The organism is Pseudoxanthomonas sangjuensis (assembly GCF_010211755.1).
Taxonomy (GTDB): domain Bacteria; phylum Pseudomonadota; class Gammaproteobacteria; order Xanthomonadales; family Xanthomonadaceae; genus Pseudoxanthomonas_A; species Pseudoxanthomonas_A sangjuensis.
In genome coordinates, this window is the sequence record NZ_PDWR01000029.1 from 22565 (window position 1) to 38255 (window position 15691).

At 69.7% G+C, this 15691-nt stretch carries 13 protein-coding genes; 8 read left to right on the forward strand and 5 right to left on the reverse strand.

All coding sequences use genetic code 11. From position 1 onward, the window contains the following. Positions 1 to 46: 46 nt before the first annotated feature. Positions 47 to 901 carry an undecaprenyl-diphosphate phosphatase gene (locus tag CSC71_RS13375; protein WP_162374875.1) on the reverse strand — a complete coding sequence of 285 codons (855 nt, stop codon included), beginning with the start codon at positions 899 to 901 and terminating at the stop codon, positions 47 to 49. 222 nt (positions 902 to 1123) lie between these two features. Here CSC71_RS13375 and glnA point away from each other — a divergent pair, with 222 nt between their 5' ends. The 6 genes from glnA to CSC71_RS13405 all read left to right on the forward strand — a co-directional run bounded on the left by glnA (position 1124) and on the right by CSC71_RS13405 (position 7979). After that, entirely contained in the window at positions 1124 to 2533 is a 1410-nt protein-coding gene (gene glnA, locus CSC71_RS13380; RefSeq protein WP_162374876.1) for a type I glutamate--ammonia ligase, read from the forward strand. A 338-nt stretch (positions 2534 to 2871) separates the two neighbouring features. Next, positions 2872 to 3210, forward strand: coding sequence for a P-II family nitrogen regulator (locus CSC71_RS13385; RefSeq protein WP_162374877.1), 339 nt, complete (start codon positions 2872 to 2874; stop codon positions 3208 to 3210). A 21-nt stretch (positions 3211 to 3231) separates the two neighbouring features. After that, positions 3232 to 4692 carry an ammonium transporter gene (locus CSC71_RS13390; RefSeq protein ID WP_162374878.1) on the forward strand — a complete coding sequence of 487 codons (1461 nt, stop codon included), beginning with the start codon at positions 3232 to 3234 and terminating at the stop codon, positions 4690 to 4692. A gap of 48 nt (positions 4693 to 4740) precedes the next feature. After that, positions 4741 to 5877, forward strand: coding sequence for a two-component system sensor histidine kinase NtrB (locus CSC71_RS13395; protein WP_162374879.1), 1137 nt, complete (start codon positions 4741 to 4743; stop codon positions 5875 to 5877). Further along, on the forward strand, positions 5867 to 7306 hold the full coding sequence (ntrC, locus tag CSC71_RS13400) for a nitrogen regulation protein NR(I) (protein WP_162374880.1): 1440 nt from the start codon (positions 5867 to 5869) through the stop codon (positions 7304 to 7306). Before CSC71_RS13395 ends, ntrC begins: the two co-directional genes overlap by 11 nt. A gap of 85 nt (positions 7307 to 7391) precedes the next feature. Then, on the forward strand, positions 7392 to 7979 hold the full coding sequence (locus CSC71_RS13405) for a superoxide dismutase family protein (protein ID WP_162374881.1): 588 nt from the start codon (positions 7392 to 7394) through the stop codon (positions 7977 to 7979). A gap of 65 nt (positions 7980 to 8044) precedes the next feature. On the opposite strand, the gene CSC71_RS13410 is transcribed toward CSC71_RS13405, so the two are convergent. Next, complete coding sequence (locus CSC71_RS13410; protein WP_162374882.1) at positions 8045 to 8902, reverse strand: hypothetical protein; 858 nt, start codon at positions 8900 to 8902, stop codon at positions 8045 to 8047. A gap of 137 nt (positions 8903 to 9039) precedes the next feature. Here CSC71_RS13410 and CSC71_RS13415 point away from each other — a divergent pair, with 137 nt between their 5' ends. Then, complete coding sequence (locus CSC71_RS13415) at positions 9040 to 10320, forward strand: acetyl-CoA C-acetyltransferase (RefSeq protein WP_162374883.1); 1281 nt, start codon at positions 9040 to 9042, stop codon at positions 10318 to 10320. A 161-nt stretch (positions 10321 to 10481) separates the two neighbouring features. Here the strand turns inward: CSC71_RS13415 and CSC71_RS13420 are convergent, their stop codons facing one another. The 3 genes from CSC71_RS13420 to CSC71_RS13430 all read right to left on the reverse strand — a co-directional run bounded on the left by CSC71_RS13420 (position 10482) and on the right by CSC71_RS13430 (position 12553). Further along, positions 10482 to 10898: an SET domain-containing protein-lysine N-methyltransferase gene (locus CSC71_RS13420; RefSeq protein WP_162374884.1), complete on the reverse strand. Its 417-nt coding sequence runs from the start codon at positions 10896 to 10898 to the stop codon at positions 10482 to 10484. A gap of 82 nt (positions 10899 to 10980) precedes the next feature. Continuing rightward, on the reverse strand, positions 10981 to 12213 hold the full coding sequence (locus tag CSC71_RS13425; RefSeq protein WP_162374885.1) for an MgtC/SapB family protein: 1233 nt from the start codon (positions 12211 to 12213) through the stop codon (positions 10981 to 10983). Between the two features lie 37 nt (positions 12214 to 12250). Continuing rightward, a complete protein-coding gene (locus tag CSC71_RS13430) occupies positions 12251 to 12553 on the reverse strand; it encodes a DUF2782 domain-containing protein (protein WP_162374886.1) in 303 nt (100 codons plus the stop codon). Between the two features lie 107 nt (positions 12554 to 12660). Here CSC71_RS13430 and polA point away from each other — a divergent pair, with 107 nt between their 5' ends. Then, positions 12661 to 15435, forward strand: a complete 2775-nt coding sequence (polA, locus tag CSC71_RS13435; RefSeq protein ID WP_162374887.1) for a DNA polymerase I — start codon at positions 12661 to 12663, stop codon at positions 15433 to 15435. Positions 15436 to 15691: the final 256 nt, after the last annotated feature.

Consider the following 15691-nt stretch of genomic DNA (forward strand, 5'->3'; position numbering starts at 1 on the left):
GCGATTCTCCGGGCTGGATGCGGTTGGAGAATAGCGCGGGCGCGCTTCAGCTTCCGCTCGGCACCAGCGCCAGCAACGCCGCGCCCAGCGCGAAACGGTAGAACGCGAACGCGGTGAAGCGGTGGCTCTGGATGTAGCGCAGCAGCCACTTCACCGCGACGAACGCGGTGACCGCGCTGGCGACGAAGGCCACGGCGAAGGCCGCCCAGTCTTCGTTGGCGGCCTGGCCCGACTTCAGCACGTCGATCAGTTCGTAACCGGTCGCGGCGAACATGGTCGGGATGCCGACCACGAACGCGAACTCGGTCGCCGCGGCGCGATGGGTGGTGCCCATCAGCAGCGCGATGAAGATGGTCGCGCCGGAACGCGAGGTGCCGGGGAACACGCCGGCGACGACCTGCGCGATGCCGACGGCGATCGCGATGGGCCAGGTGATGGCGCTGCGTTCGCCCAGCGCCGCGGCGCGCCTGGCCGCGAAATGCTCGGCCAGCAGCATCCAGGCGCCGCCCAGCACCAGGGCCCAGGCCACCGGCGTCCCGGTCTCCGGCAACTCCCAGCCCAGCTTCTTCACCAGCAGGCCGCCGACCGCGGTGGTGGCGAAGGCGGCGCCCAGCTTCAACGCGTAGTCCCGCGATTGCGCCGGCGTGGCGGTGATGCCCGGCGGGTCGTGGGACGCGGGCGCATCGCGGCCGGCGAAGGCCAGCAGCATGCCCCACAGCCGCTTCCGGTAGATCAGCGCCACGGCGAGGATCGCGCCGGCCTGGATGCCGATGTTGAACAGGTCGCTGCGATGGCCGAGCCAGCGTTCGGCGATCAGCAGGTGGCCGGTGCTGGAGATGGGCAGGAACTCGGTGATGCCTTCGATGATGCCGAGCAGCAGCGCGGCGAGCAGGTCGGTCATGGGAGCGGGGCGGACTGCGGGCAGGAAAGGCGATGCGCAAGCATAGTGAATTCGCCCAATCCCCGTATTGGGGAATTTCGGCAGATGCGCACCAAATTAGTGCTTTATTTCCCCGGTATCGGTCTGCCTGGCATCAAAAATCAATCACTTGCGCGGATTCGCAGTTGGCACGGCGCTTGCATCGGGAGGCCCACCGATTTCATCCAACCCGAGGTTTCCCCGATGTCCATCGACAAAGTCGAAAAACTGATCAAGGACAGCCAGGCCGAGTTCGTCGACCTGCGCTTCGTCGACCTGCGCGGCGTGCAGCAGCACGTCACCTTCCCGGCCAGCATCATCGAGCCGGCGCTGTTCGAGGACGGCAAGATGTTCGACGGCTCCTCGATCGCCGGCTGGAAGGGCATCAACGAATCCGACATGGTGCTGCTGCCCGACGCCGACACCGCCTACCTGGATCCGTTCTACGCCGACCCGACCGTGGTGCTGACCTGCGACGTGCTCGAGCCGGCGACCATGCAGAGCTACGGCCGCGACCCGCGCGGCATCGCCAAGCGCGCCGAGGCCTACCTGAAGTCCAGCGGCATCGCCGACCAGGCGTTCTTCGGCCCGGAACCCGAGTTCTTCATCTTCGACTCGGTGCGCTTCGCCAACGAGATGGGCCACACCTTCTTCCAGATCGGTTCCGAGGAAGCGGCCTGGAACAGCGGCGCCAAGCTCGAGGGCGGCAACAGCGGCTACCGTCCCGGCGTGAAGGGCGGCTACTTCCCGGTGCCGCCGACCGATTCGCTGCACGACATCCGCGCCGAGATGGTCAAGACCCTGGAGCAGGTCGGCATCGAGACCGAAGTGCACCACCACGAGGTCGCCACCGCCGGCCAGTGCGAGATCGGCACCAAGTTCAACTCGCTGGTGAAGAAGGCCGACGAGCTGCTGACGATGAAGTACATCATCAAGAACGTCGCCTTCCGCAACGGCAAGACCGCGACCTTCATGCCCAAGCCGATCGTCGGCGACAACGGCAGCGGCATGCACGTGCACCAGTCGCTGGCCAAGGGCGGCGCCAACCTGTTCAGCGGCGACGGCTACGGCGGCCTGTCGCAGCTGGCGCTGTGGTACATCGGCGGCATCTTCAAGCACGCCAGGGCGATCAACGCGTTCTCCAACTCGGGCACCAACAGCTACAAGCGCCTGGTACCGGGCTTCGAGGCGCCGGTGATGCTGGCCTACTCGGCGCGCAACCGCTCGGCCTCGTGCCGCATCCCGTGGGTATCGAACCCGAAGGCGCGCCGCATCGAGGTGCGCTTCCCCGACCCGCTGCAGTCCGGCTACCTGACCTTCACCGCGCTGATGATGGCCGGCCTGGACGGCATCAAGAACCAGATCGACCCGGGCGCCGCGTCCGACAAGGACCTGTACGACCTGCCGCCGGAAGAGGAGAAGCTGATCCCGCAGGTGTGCTCGAGCCTCGACCAGGCGCTCGAGGCGCTGGACCAGGACCGCGAGTTCCTCAAGGCCGGCGGCGTGATGAACGACGACTTCATCGACGGCTACATCGACCTGAAGATGCAGGAAGTGACCAAGTTCCGCGCGGCCACGCATCCGCTCGAATACCAGCTGTACTACGCGAGCTGATGCGAGTCGCAAGGCCAGGCGCTGCGGTTGCGGAAGGGCGGATGTCCGGCCCGCCGCAGCGCGGCGGGCGTTCGGAAGGGAGGCGCGGCAGTGCCGCGCAGGCATCCCTTCCTCGCCCGCTCGAATACCAGCTGTACTACGCGAACTGAGTTCGCACCGCGGCGGCGCGGGTTCCTTTTCCTCCCCCGAGTCCGCGCCGCCGCACGTTCCACCCGCAACAGCAGACACGCGACGCAAACCGCCTCCCTCCCCCACGTCGGCTGCGGTTTGCGCCGGTTGTAGAGCCGTACGCCGGCCGCGGTCCGGGCCGGTTCCATCCACCCACGGGGAATGCGCGCATGAAACTGATCACCGCAATCATCCGGCCGTTCAAGCTCGACGAGGTGCGCGAAGCCTTGTCGCAGGCGGGCGTGTCCGGCATCACCGTCACCGAGGTCAAGGGCTTCGGCCGGCAGAAGGGCCATACCGAGTTGTACCGCGGCGCCGAGTACGTCGTCGATTTCCTGCCCAAGATCAAGGTCGAAACCGCCGTCACCGACGAGCGCGCCGACGCCGTGATCGAGGCGATCCAGCAGGCGGCCGGCACCGGCAAGATCGGCGACGGCAAGATCTTCGTCGCCACCATCGACCAGGTCATCCGCATCCGCACCGGCGAAGTCGGCGCGGACGCCCTCTGACTGCAATCCGGAGCCCCCACCATGAAGACTCGTCCGTTCTCCGGGTTGAAGACCCGATTCCAGGTACTCGCCCTCGCGGCGTTGTGCACCCTCGGCCTGAGCGGCGCCGCGCTTGCCGCGCAGGACCCCGCCGCCCCGGCCGCGCCGACCACCGAGGAAGCCGCCGCCCCGGCCGATGCCGCCGCGGAAACCGCTGCGCCGGTCGAGGCCGCCGCCGCGGCCGCGCCGGCCGAAGCTGCCGCCGCCGCCCCGGTCGTCGACAAGGGTGACGTGGCGTGGATGCTGACCAGCACCCTGCTAGTGCTGCTGATGACGCTGCCGGGCCTGGCCCTGTTCTATGGCGGCCTGGTGCGCGGCAAGAACGTGCTCAGCGTGTTCGTCCAGGTGGCGATCACCTTCTCGCTGCTGGTGGTGCTGTGGGCCGTCTACGGCTACTCGCTGGCGTTCTCGGGCGAAGGCGCGTACATCGGCAACCTCGACAAGCTGTTCCTCAAGGGCGTCGCCGTGGACAGCCTGGCGGCCACGTTCACCGACGGCATCTCGCTGCCGGAATACGTGTTCGTCGCGTTCCAGTCGACCTTCGCCGGCATCACCGGCGCGCTGATCGTCGGCGCCTTCGCCGAGCGCATCAAGTTCGCCGCCGCGCTGCTGTTCGCCGTGCTGTGGTTCACCTTCGGCTACCTGCCGATCGCGCACAGCGTGTGGGCCACCGGCGGCTGGCTGTTCGAGAAGGGCGCGCTGGACTTCGCCGGCGGCACCGTGGTGCACATCAACGCCGGCGTCGCCGGCCTGGTCGCCGCGTACTTCGTCGGCAAGCGCATCGGCTTCGGCCAGGCGGCGCTGAAGCCGCACAACCTGGTCTACACCTTCGCCGGCGCTTCGCTGCTGTGGGTGGGCTGGTTCGGCTTCAACGCCGGTTCCGCGCTGGAAGCCAACAGCTCGGCCGCGCTGGCCTTCATCAACACCCTGTTCGCGACCGCCGCCGCGGCCGTGGCCTGGACGGCGCTGGAAGCCATCTTCAAGGGCAAGCCGTCCGCGCTGGGCGCCGCCTCGGGCATCGTCGCCGGCCTGGTCGCGATCACCCCGGCCGCCGGCAACGTCGGCCCGATCGGCGCCATCGCGCTCGGCGCGATCGCCTCGGCCGCCAGCCTGTGGGGCGTCAACGGCCTGAAGCGGCTGCTGAAGGTGGACGACACCGCCGACGTGTTCGGCGTGCACGGCATCTCCGGCATCGTCGGCGCGATCCTGACCGGCGTGCTGTACGCGCCGGCGTTCGGCGGCCCGGGCGGCGACGATTTCGCCATCGGCCCGCAGGTCGCGACCCAGGTCGTCAGCGTGCTGTTCACCGTGGTCTGGGTGGGCATCGTGTCGGTCGTGTCCCTGCTCGTCGTCAGGCTGGTGTTCGGCCTGCGCGTGAGCGAGGAAGCCGAACGCGAGGGCCTGGACATCACCTCGCACGGCGAATCGGCCTACGAGGCCTGAGGCCGCGCGCGGTACCCCGGGGGACGGCCTTTGCACTAAACTGGTGCAATGTCGTCCCCCGATTCTTCCAACCAGTCCCAGGAGCCCGGCCTCGGTGCGTTGAACACGCCGCTGGCCTGGGTGGACGCCGAAGGCGCGATCCTCGGCGTCAATCCCGCATTCGCCCGCTGGCTCGGGGTCAGCGCGCGACGGCTGCTGGGGCAACCCCTGGCGGCCCTGGAAGTGGATGGCGATGCCATGGCACGGCTGTTCGACAAGGTTTCCGATCCGCAGCGAGGCGAGCGCGACGTGTTGCGCCTGCGGCGCATGGCGCTGGCCCTGCCCGGCGAACCGTCGCGTTTCGCCGAAGGCTGGCTGTCGCGGCTAGACGGCGGCGGCTGGCTGCTGGAAGCGCATCCGGTCGACGAATTCCCGGCGCCCGATCCCGCGCAGGCCCTGCCGAGCGCGCTGGCCGCGGCGCTGAAGGGGCTGGCCCACGAACTGCGCAACCCGCTGGCCGGCCTCAAGGGCGCGGCGCAGCTGCTGTCGCGCCGGGCGCAGGCGCGCGGCGGCGACGAAGGCGAGCGCGAACTGATCGGCCTGATCGAATCCGAGATCGGCCGCCTCAACGGCCTGCTCGACCAGTTGCTGTCGCCGGCCCCGCAGCGTCCGCACACGGCGCTGAACATCCACGCCGTGCTCGAGCGCGTGCTGCGCCTGGCCGAAAGCGAGGGCGGCTGGTCGCTGCGCCTGCAACGCGACTACGACCCCAGCATTCCCGAACTGGCCGGCGACGCCGACCGCCTGGTGCAGGCGGTGTGGAACCTGGTGCGCAACGCGATCCAGGCCGGCGCGGCCACGGTGACCCTGCGCACACGGGTCGAACACGGCCTGCGCATCCACGACCACCCGCACGCGATGGGCCTGCGCCTGGAAATCGTCGACGACGGCCACGGTGTGTCCGAGGAACTGGCCGAGCACCTGTTCCTGCCGCTGGTCAGCGGCCGCGCCGACGGCAGCGGCCTGGGCCTGGCGCTGGCGCAACAGGTCGCGCGCGAGCACGGCGGTTCGCTGAGCTACCGCTCGCGCCCCGGCCACACCGTTTTCACCCTGTTGCTGCCGATAGACGGGCATGCCCGCGACCAGGAGCCGCGCGCGCAGGCCGATGGCGGCGATTCCGACGGAGCGGCGCCGAATGCCCACTGATCGCCCGCCGACCGGCACGCAACGCATCTGGGTGGTCGACGACGACCGCTCGGTGCGCTTCGTGCTGGCCACCGCGCTGCGCGACGCCGGTTACGCGGTCGACGGCTTCGACAGCGCGGCGACCGCGCTGCAGGCGCTGGACGCGCGCGGCGCACCTGACCTGCTGTTCACCGACGTGCGCATGCCCGGCGACGACGGCCTCGCGCTGCTCGACCGGCTCAAGCGCGCGCACCCGCAACTGCCGGTGATCGTGATGTCGGCCTACACCGACGTGGCCAGCACCGCCGGCGCGTTCCGCGGCGGCGCGCAGGAATTCCTGTCCAAGCCGTTCGACCTGGACGAAGCGGTCGCGCTGGCCGCGCGCACGTTGCCCGCCGACAGCGGGCACGCGCCGGCGCCGGCGGAGGACGCGCCCGCCGCCGACGGCGGCGTCCCGGCGCTGATCGGTTCGACCCCGGAGATGCTCGCGCTGTTCCGCGCCATCGGCCGCCTCGCGCAGGCGCCGCTGTCGGTGCTGATCACCGGCGAGACCGGCACCGGCAAGGAACTGGTCGCGCATGCGCTGCACCGCGAATCGCCGCGCGCGCGCAAGCCGTTCGTCGCGCTGAACACCGCGGCGATCCCGGCGGAACTGCTCGAGAGCGAACTGTTCGGCCACGAGGCCGGCGCGTTCACCGGCGCGCAGCGCCGCCATGTCGGCCGCTTCGAGCAGGCCGACGGCGGCACCCTGTTCCTCGACGAGATCGGCGACATGCCGCTGCCGCTGCAGACGCGGCTGCTGCGCGTGCTGGCCGAAGGCGAGTTCTTCCGCGTCGGCGGGCGCGAACTGATCCGCGTCGACGTGCGGGTGATCGCCGCGACCCACCAGAACCTCGACGCGCTGGTCGCCGACGGCCGCTTCCGCGCCGACCTGCTGCACCGCCTCGACGTGGTGCGCCTGCAACTGCCGCCGCTGCGTGCGCGCCGCGCCGACGTGGCGCAACTGGCCGAGAACTTCCTCGCCAACGCCTCGCGCAAGCTCGGCGCGCCGGCCAAGCGCTTCGCCGCGCCGGCGCTGGACGCGCTGCGCGCGCACGACTGGCCCGGCAACGTGCGCGAGCTGGAGAACGTGTGCTGGCGGCTGGCCGCGCTGGCGCCGGGCGAAACCATCACCGTCGCCGACCTCGACGGCATGCTCGCCGGCCCGGCCGGCGCACCGCGCGCGGCCGCGGCGGGCGACTGGGACACGGCGCTGGCGGCCTGGGCCGAAGAGCGCCTCGCCGCCGGCGCCGAAGGCCTGCATGCCGAGGCGCGCGGGCGCTTCGACCGCGTATTGCTGGAGGCCGCGCTGAAGTTCACCCACGGCCATCGTGCCGAAGCGGCGGAAAAACTCGGCGTCGGCCGCAACACGGTGACGCGCAAGCTGGGGCCGGGCCGCAAGCGGCGCTGACGCGCGCGGATCCCGGCCGGAGTTTCAGCGTCGATAAATTCCGCTGCGGTTACGGTCTGTCGCTGGCCACGACGGAGTTCGCGCCATGCGCAATCACGGAAACATCGGACGGGTCGCCACGCTTGCCGCCGCCATCGCGCTGCTCGGCGGTTGCGCGACCGCGGAGCAAACCGAGCCGCCGCCCTCGCCGGCCGCGGAGATTCCCACCACCAGCACGGCGAAACAGGCGGTCGTGAACCTGTCGTCGGCGTCCGCCAGCCTGGTCAGCGGCACGCTGACCCTGGTCCCGGTCGCCGGCGGCGTGCGGATCAGCGGCGAAATCGGCGGCCTGCAGCCGGGCCGCGCGCACGGCTTCCACGTACACGAGAAGGGCGACTGCAGCGCGGCCGACGCATCCAGCGCCAGCGGGCATTTCAACCCGTTCTCGCAGCCGCACGGCCGCGACGGCACCGGCGCGCACCATGCCGGCGACATCGACAACATCGTCGCCAACATCGACGGCGTGGCGCGGGTCGACGTGCAACTGGCCGGCGTCACCCTCGGCGGCGGCGCGGTCAACGACATCGCCGGCCGCGCGCTGATCGTGCATGCCGCGGCCGACGACTACACCTCGCAGCCGTCAGGCAACGCCGGGGCGCGCGTCGCCTGCGGCGTGATCAAGGTGACGATGTAGGAACGGGCCCCGCCCGGGCCGCGAAACCGTCCGGTCGGGGCAGGCGTCCACGCCCCGACGCGGTCCTACGCGAGCAACGCCTCGCGCGGATCGGCTGCGTCGGGGCAATGCGCGAACACCACCGGGACGCCGTGCGCCTCCAGCACCGCGGCGAATTGTCGCTGGCGGGCGAGGAAAAAATCGTAGGCGCGCGCCAGGCGCTCGTCGTCGTCCGCGGCCTGCGGCGCGCAGCGCGATTTCCATGCCGCCGGCGTGAACAGCGCGATGCGCGCCTCGCCGCCGGCATAGCGCAGCAGCGGCTCCGGCGCCACGTCCAGCCACGCTTCGCCGTCGCCCCGCAGCAACGCGGTTTCGATCAGTGGCCACAGCGGCTCCAGGCCCTGGTGCTGGTACTGCATGGCCGTCATCGCGGCCAGATCGTGCAGGGTCAGGTAGCGCGCGTGCTCGATGCGCGCGGCGAAGCCGCCCTGCGCCAGCAGCGCGGTGTCGGCCTGGGCCATGCCGCGTTCGAGCAGGATCTCCTCGAACAGCGCACCGACCTTGGCCAGCGTTTCCGCGTCGCCGCGCAGCTGGAAAGGCAGCACCCGCAGCGCGCCGCCGCGCAGGTCGGGGTCGGCGCGGAACGGCAGCGGCACGTCGCCGCCGGCATCGGCGCCGAACGCGATCACGCGCGGGCCCTGTTCGCGGCCGGGCGCGCGCTGCGCGAGCTCGTCGAGCCGGCGGTGCAGCGGCCAGCCCGGGCGCAGGGCTTCGGCCGGGTCGAAATGCGCGGCGGCGAACGCCAGCTCCAGCCCGTGCGCATCCGGGACCAGCCCGGCCAGGTCGCGGGCCAGCAGTTCCGCCAGGGCGGCGGCTTCGGACGCGGTCAGCGCGGCCCGGCCCGGCTCGCTGCCGCCGGCCAGCTCCAGCGCCATGACGCCCATTATGTGAACGGCCTTCACAGGATCGTTGGTTTTCACGGCTTCCAAATTGGTCCGGCGCCATACGGGCAAGTACACTTGCCTATTATGCCCGTGCCGAACGCCGGGCCGCCCCACGATCCGCAGCTCGAGAGGTTTCCATGTCCGCAGCCCGTCCCGTCGCCATCCTCGGCGGCGTCCGCATTCCCTTCTGCCGCCAGAACACCGCCTACGCGGACGTCGGCAACCTGGGCATGTCGGTGCGGACCCTCGGCGCGCTGGTCGAACGCTACGGCCTGCACGGCCAGCAGCTGGGCGAAGTGGCGATGGGCGCGGTGATCAAGCATTCCTCGGACTGGAACCTCGGCCGCGAGGCCGCGCTGTCCTCGGGCCTGTCGCCGCTGACGCCCGGCATCACCCTGCAGCGCGCCTGCGGCACCAGCCTGGACACGATCATCCACATCGGCAACAAGATCGCGCTGGGGCAGATCGACTCGGGCATCGGCGGCGGTTCCGACACCACCTCCGAGGTGCCGATCGTCTACGGCAAGAAGCTGCGTGCGCGCCTGCTCGCCGCCAACCGCGCGAAGGCGCCGCTCGACAAGGCCAAGGCGCTGGTCAAGGGCTTCAAGTTCTCCGAGCTGAAGCCGGAATTCCCCGGCGTGGCCGAGCCGCGTACCGGCAAGAGCATGGGCGACCACTGCGAGGACATGGCCAAGGAGTGGAACATCAGCCGCGATTCGCAGGACGAACTCGCGGTCGCCTCGCACAAGAAGCTGGCCGCGGCCTACGAGCGCGGCTTCTTCGCCGACCTGATCGCGCCGTTCCGCGGCGTCGAGCGCGACAACATCCTGCGCCCGGACACCTCGCTGGAAAAACTGGCGACGCTGAAGCCGGCGTTCGACAAGACCTCCGGCCGCGGCACGCTGACCGCGGCCAACTCGACGCCGCTGACCGACGGCGCCGCGGCGGTGCTGCTGTCCAGCGACGAATGGGCGCAGGCGCACGGCCACGAGCCGCTGGCCTACCTGAAGGACGCGCAGGTCGCGGCGGTGGATTTCGTCCACGGCGAGGGCCTGCTGATGGCGCCGACGATCGCGGTGCCGGAAATGCTCAAGCGCAACGGCCTGACCCTGCAGGACTTCGACATCTACGAAATCCACGAGGCCTTCGCCGCGCAGGTGCTGTGCACGCTGCGCGCATGGGAGAGCGAGGACTACTGCAGGAACCGCCTGGGCCTGGACGCGCCGCTGGGCAAGATCGACCCGGCGAAGATCAACCCGGTCGGTTCGTCGCTGGCCACCGGCCACCCCTTCGCCGCCACCGGCGCGCGCATCGTCGCCACCGTGGCCAAGCAGCTGAAGGAACGCGGCGGCGGCCGCGCCCTGGTGTCGATCTGCACCGCCGGCGGCATGGGCGTGGTGGCGATCATCGAGCGTTGAGTTTCGCTCGTCATTCCCGCGAAAGCGGGAATCCATGGACGTTGCTTTGAAACGAGAAGCCCGCCGAAAGGCGGGCTTTGCTTTTGAAGGCTGGGTCGGCTTCATCGACCCAGCGTTGCGCGATGCTGGGATTCCGCTTCGCTGCATTCCAGCCTGCGGCCCTAGATGGGCGTGATGCCTCTGCCTTGGAACCAGATGTCCTCAGAGGAGTGGATGTCTCCGTAGGACTCGTTGTAGTTAACAGTCAGCTCCTCGCCAACCTCAATTTGCCGCGCAGCGGAAAAGACTAGAGAAAGATCGCTTTCTTTAGCGCTATAGCGGACATTCGCCGGGTTTCCGTGGTTGTACATGCTGCCCCAGCCGAGAGCAATGCAGTGCGAATTAGAGCCTTTCGTCAATGCTCCCCAGCTAAAGGCGATGCGCCGCAATTGCTCTGGAATTTCGGCCCACTGGACTAACACAACAGGGCAAATCTCGATGATAGAGCCAAGAGCAATTTGTCTCGTTGCATAAACACCACGGCCTTTGACAGTGCCCGTGTCTTTGATCGTAGCCAACTCGCAGGCTTTGTAATCCATCACTGGCACCTAACTATGTAGTTTCCAGAAAGTTTGCCGTGATAACGGATCATCGCCCGGGTAGGGCGGGTCATGACCCGCCCTACCGAATCAATGCTGCCGCCAATGCCGCTGCGAGCGTCATTCCGCTCAGTCCGATCGCGATCCGCCACCCGTATGCCCGCCCGCCGCTAGTAAACGCCACCAGCGACTTCGCCGCTGAACTCGCCGCCAGCAAGCCGACCACGGCCCAGTGGGCGAATTGCTCGTTGAGCACGCCATCGCGATAGAGATTGGCCACGCCGGCGGTCGCCGAATGCAGTTCCGCCATCGCCGCCAGCATCGTTGCCGCCAGCGCACCGCCGGGGCCAAACCATTCGCCGAGCAGCTTCGACACCACGATCACCGCGGTGATCATCGCCGCGAAGCCGAGCGCGTGGCCGATGCGGAACATCCGCGTTTCGGCCGTCGGCGGCGGCGCATCGACATGCTGGCCGAAGCGCAGGCCGAGCACCGCGCCCAGCACCAGCACGGTGGCGGCGGCGCCCAGGATCCAGCGCGTTTCGCGCAGCAGTCCGGGCGACATCGTCAGCAGGATCGGCACGAACAGGCTCAGCGACGCCAGGTTCGCCAGCATCGTCGCGCCGACCGCCGACGGCAGCAGCGCCGGTTGCGCCTGCGCCTGCTTGCCGAAACCGGCGGTGGCCGCGGTCGACGACACGTAGCCGGAGAAGAAGCCGGCGACCAGCAGCCCCCAGCGCGTGCCGACCAGGCGCAGCGCGACGTGGCCCAGCGCGCTGATCGCCATCACCAGCACCGCCAGCTTCCAGACCCGCGCCGGGTTCAGCAGGTCCCACGGATCGACCGTGCGGTCCGGCAACAGCGGCAGCACGATCAGCGCGAAGGCGAGCAGGACCAGGCCGTCGGCGACTTCGCGGTTGCTGATCAGCTCGCGGCTGAAGCGGTGCAGGCGGGTCTTGGCGAAGACCAGGATCGCGGTCAGCACCGCCAGGCCCGCCGCGACCGCCGGCGACCGCAGCGCCAGGCCGCCGATCAGGCAGCTCAGCACCAGCGCCAGTTCCGCGGTCACGCCGGGGTCGGCCAGGCTGGTGCGGTAATAGCCGAGCGCGACGAACGCGCCGCACAGCAACACCGCGATCGCGAACACCGGCAGGCCCAGCCACAGCGATACCACGCCGATCAGCGTGGCCAGCATGTGCGAACGCAGGCCGGCGATGATGCTCGGATCCTCGGCCTTGCGGCGTTCGTAGACCAGGCCGACCAGCAGGCCGGCGCCGAGCGCGGTGGTCAGCGAAATGAGCGGTGGCGTTTCCAAGTCGGCCGGTTCGCGGAGGGAGCCCGGCCCAACGTTATCACCAGCTGAAGAGCTTCCAGTACACCGCCGGCATGTCCTTGTTCGCGGAGCCCTTGTCCAGCCTGCCGTCGCCGTTGCCGTCGTACAGGTAGTAGGCCGGCCCGCGCAGCGGCGTGACCTTGACCATGCGCAGCTGGGTGCCGACCCGGTACTCCTCGATGATGTCGCCGTTGTCCGCGGTGGTCGTGGTGACTTCCGCGCCGGTCACGTCCACCGGCGGCGGGCCGTCGGCGGCGGTTTGCGTCGTCGCGCAGGCGGCCAGGCACAACAGCAGGGCGAAGCTGGCGGTCTTCGGGTTCATGGCGAGGCTCCGGCGCGGTCCGATGCGGCCATTATGCGCCCGGCGGGCCGGATCGGCGTGAGCGGGTCGTCGCGGCCGTTGCGAACGGAGCGGGTAGAATCCCGCGCATGCCCAGACTCGTGCTGATCGACGGTTCCAGTTACCTGTTCCGCGCGTTCCACGCGCTGCCGCCGCTGAGCAACGCCGACGGCGAGCCGACCGGCGCGCTGTTCGGCGTGGTCAACATGCTGCGCGCCACGCTGAAGGAGAAGCCCGAGTTCGCCGCCTTCGTCGTCGACGCCTCGGGCCCGACCTTCCGCGACGAGCTGTATCCCGAATACAAGGCGCAGCGTCCGCCGATGCCCGACGACCTGCGCGCGCAGGTCGAGCCGATGATGAAGATCGTCGAGGCGCTGGGCTTCCCGATCCTGCGCGTGCCGGGCGTCGAGGCCGACGACGTGATCGGCACGCTGGCGCTGCAGGGCGCGGCCGAAGGCATCGACGTGACCATCTCCACCGGCGACAAGGACTTCGCCCAGCTGGTGCGGCCGCACGTGCGCCTGGTCAACACCATGACCGGCAGCCACCTCGATTCGGACCAGGCGGTGATCGAGAAGTTCGGCGTGCGCGCCGACCAGATCGTCGATTTCCTCGCGCTGATGGGCGACACGGTCGACAACGTCCCCGGGGTCGAGAAGTGCGGGCCGAAGACCGCGGCGAAGTGGCTGGGCCAGTACGGCACGCTCGACGAGGTCATCGCCCACGCCGGCGACATCAAGGGCAAGATCGGCGAGAACCTGCGCGCCGCGCTGCCGCGGCTGCCGCTGAACCGCGCGCTGGTCACCATCAAGACCGACGTCGAACTCGAAGGCGGCCCGACCTCGCTGGTGCTGCGCGAGCGCCACGTCGACGAACTGCGCGGGCTGTACAAGCGCTACGGCTTCAACCAGGCGCTGAAGGAGCTCGAAGGCGGCAACGGCGCCGCGGCGGTCGCCGCCGTGCCGGAGAAGGAGCCGGGCCGGGCGCGCGGCGCCGGCCGGGTCAGCGCGCCGGCGGACAAGCCCGCCGAAGCCATCGATCCCGCGCTGTCCGCCGCCGGCGAGTACGAAACCGTGCTCACCCGCGAACAGCTCGACGCCTGGGTCGCGAAGCTGCGCGCTGCCGACGAGTTCGCCTTCGACACCGAAACCGACAGCCTCGACCCGATGCGGGCCAGCCTGGTCGGGCTCAGCTTCGCGGTCGAGCCGGGCAAGGCGATGTACCTGCCGGTCGCGCACGACTATCCGGGCGCGCCGGGACAGCTTGCCCGCGACGAAGCGCTCGCCGCGCTGGAGCCGCTGCTGTCCGACCCGGCGAAGAAGAAGCTCGGCCAGCACGGCAAGTACGACCTGCACGTGCTGCGCCGGCACGGCGTCGACGTCGCCGGCTACGCCGACGACACCATGCTGGAAAGCTTCGTGCTCAATTCCGGCAGCAGCCGCCACGACATGGATTCGCTGGCGCAGCGTTACCTCGGCTACGAGACCATCAAGTACGAGGACGTCGCCGGCAAGGGCAGCAAGGCGATCCCGTTCGCGCAGGTGTCGATCGACGACGCCACCCGCTACTCGGCCGAGGACGCCGACATCACCCTGCGCCTGCACCGCGCGTTGCTGCCGAAGCTGGAGGCCGAGCCCGGCCTGCGCCGCGTCTACCGCGAGATCGAGATGCCGCTGGTGCCGGTGCTGGCGCGGATCGAGGCCAACGGCGTGCTGGTCGATGCCGACGAGCTGCGCCGCCAGTCCGCCGACCTGTCCAAGCGCATGCTCGCCGCGCAGCAGAAGGCGACCGAACTCGCGGGGCGCACGTTCAACCTCGATTCGCCGAAGCAGCTGCAGGCGCTGCTGTTCGACGAGCTGAAGCTGCCGGCGGTGCTGAAGACGCCGACCGGGCAGCCGTCGACGAACGAGGAAGCGCTGGAGGCGATCGCCGACCAGCACGAACTGCCGCGGGTGATCCTCGAATACCGCGGCCTGGCCAAGCTGCGCAGCACCTACACCGACAAGCTGCCGGAGATGGTCAATCCGCAGACCGGGCGCGTGCACACCAGCTACCACCAGGCCGGCGCGGCGACCGGGCGGCTGTCGTCGACCGACCCGAACCTGCAGAACATCCCGATCCGCACCGACGACGGGCGCCGCATCCGCACCGCGTTCGTCGCGCCGCCGGGCAGGAAGATCGCCGCGTTCGACTATTCGCAGATCGAGTTGCGGATCATGGCGCACCTGTCGCAGGACGAGGGCCTGCTGCGCGCGTTCGCCTCCGGCGCCGACATCCACAAGGCGACCGCGGCGGAAGTGTTCGGCAGGAAGATGGAAGACGTCACCGCCAACGAGCGCCGCGCGGCGAAGGCGATCAACTTCGGCCTGATGTACGGCATGAGCGCGTTCGGCCTGGCGCGGCAACTCGGCATCGGCCGCGGCGAGGCGCAGGATTACATCGCGCTGTACTTCAGCCGCTATCCGGGCGTGCGCGACTTCATGGAGCGCACCCGGCAGCAGGCGCGCGAGCAGGGCTACGTCGAAACCGTGTTCGGCCGCCGCCTCTACCTCGACTACATCAACAAGGGCACGCAGGGCCAGCGCGCCGGCGCCGAGCGCGCGGCGATCAACGCGCCGATGCAGGGCACCGCCGCCGACATCATCAAGCGCGCGATGGTCGCGGTCGACGGCTGGCTGGCCGGGCATCGCGACCAGGCGCTGATGGTCCTGCAGGTGCACGACGAACTGGTGTTCGAGGCCGAGGCCGGCTTCGTCGACACGCTGCGGCGGGAGGTGGCCGCGCGAATGGCGTCAGCGGCGGAACTGGCCGTTCCATTGGTGGTCGATTGCGGCGTCGGCGGCAACTGGGACGAGGCCCACTGAGCGCCGCGCGGCGGAATGGGCGTTTCCGTTCCGTGACTTGGCCGCGTTACCTCAACTCCGGGTTGCGGAAACCAATTCAGTACCGACGAGTTCAGTTACTGAATGCGGTGTAAATCTCACGGCTTTTTAACGCCAATCTTCACGTGTCATCCATGTGCGCGGTGCTTACATAGCACCCGACAGATGCAACGTCTGTCGCGGGTCTCTCCCATCCCCTGGAGCGATCCCACTGGAACGACGGCCCCTCCCCAGGCCC

Excerpts from the sequence above, each read along its gene's own strand:
- CSC71_RS13375 (WP_162374875.1), bottom strand. The coding sequence starts at position 901 with ATGACCGACCTGCTCGCCGCGCTGCTGCTCGGCATCATCGAAGGCATC.
- polA (WP_162374887.1), top strand. The coding sequence starts at position 12,661 with ATGCCCAGACTCGTGCTGATCGACGGTTCCAGTTACCTGTTCCGCGCG.
- CSC71_RS13420 (WP_162374884.1), bottom strand. The coding sequence starts at position 10,898 with ATGGATTACAAAGCCTGCGAGTTGGCTACGATCAAAGACACGGGCACT.
- ntrC (WP_162374880.1), top strand. The coding sequence starts at position 5,867 with ATGCCCACTGATCGCCCGCCGACCGGCACGCAACGCATCTGGGTGGTC.
- CSC71_RS13405 (WP_162374881.1), top strand. The coding sequence starts at position 7,392 with ATGCGCAATCACGGAAACATCGGACGGGTCGCCACGCTTGCCGCCGCC.
- CSC71_RS13390 (WP_162374878.1), top strand. The coding sequence starts at position 3,232 with ATGAAGACTCGTCCGTTCTCCGGGTTGAAGACCCGATTCCAGGTACTC.
- CSC71_RS13410 (WP_162374882.1), bottom strand. The coding sequence starts at position 8,902 with ATGGGCGTCATGGCGCTGGAGCTGGCCGGCGGCAGCGAGCCGGGCCGG.
- CSC71_RS13385 (WP_162374877.1), top strand. The coding sequence starts at position 2,872 with ATGAAACTGATCACCGCAATCATCCGGCCGTTCAAGCTCGACGAGGTG.
- glnA (WP_162374876.1), top strand. The coding sequence starts at position 1,124 with ATGTCCATCGACAAAGTCGAAAAACTGATCAAGGACAGCCAGGCCGAG.
- CSC71_RS13430 (WP_162374886.1), bottom strand. The coding sequence starts at position 12,553 with ATGAACCCGAAGACCGCCAGCTTCGCCCTGCTGTTGTGCCTGGCCGCC.
- CSC71_RS13415 (WP_162374883.1), top strand. The coding sequence starts at position 9,040 with ATGTCCGCAGCCCGTCCCGTCGCCATCCTCGGCGGCGTCCGCATTCCC.
- CSC71_RS13395 (WP_162374879.1), top strand. The coding sequence starts at position 4,741 with ATGTCGTCCCCCGATTCTTCCAACCAGTCCCAGGAGCCCGGCCTCGGT.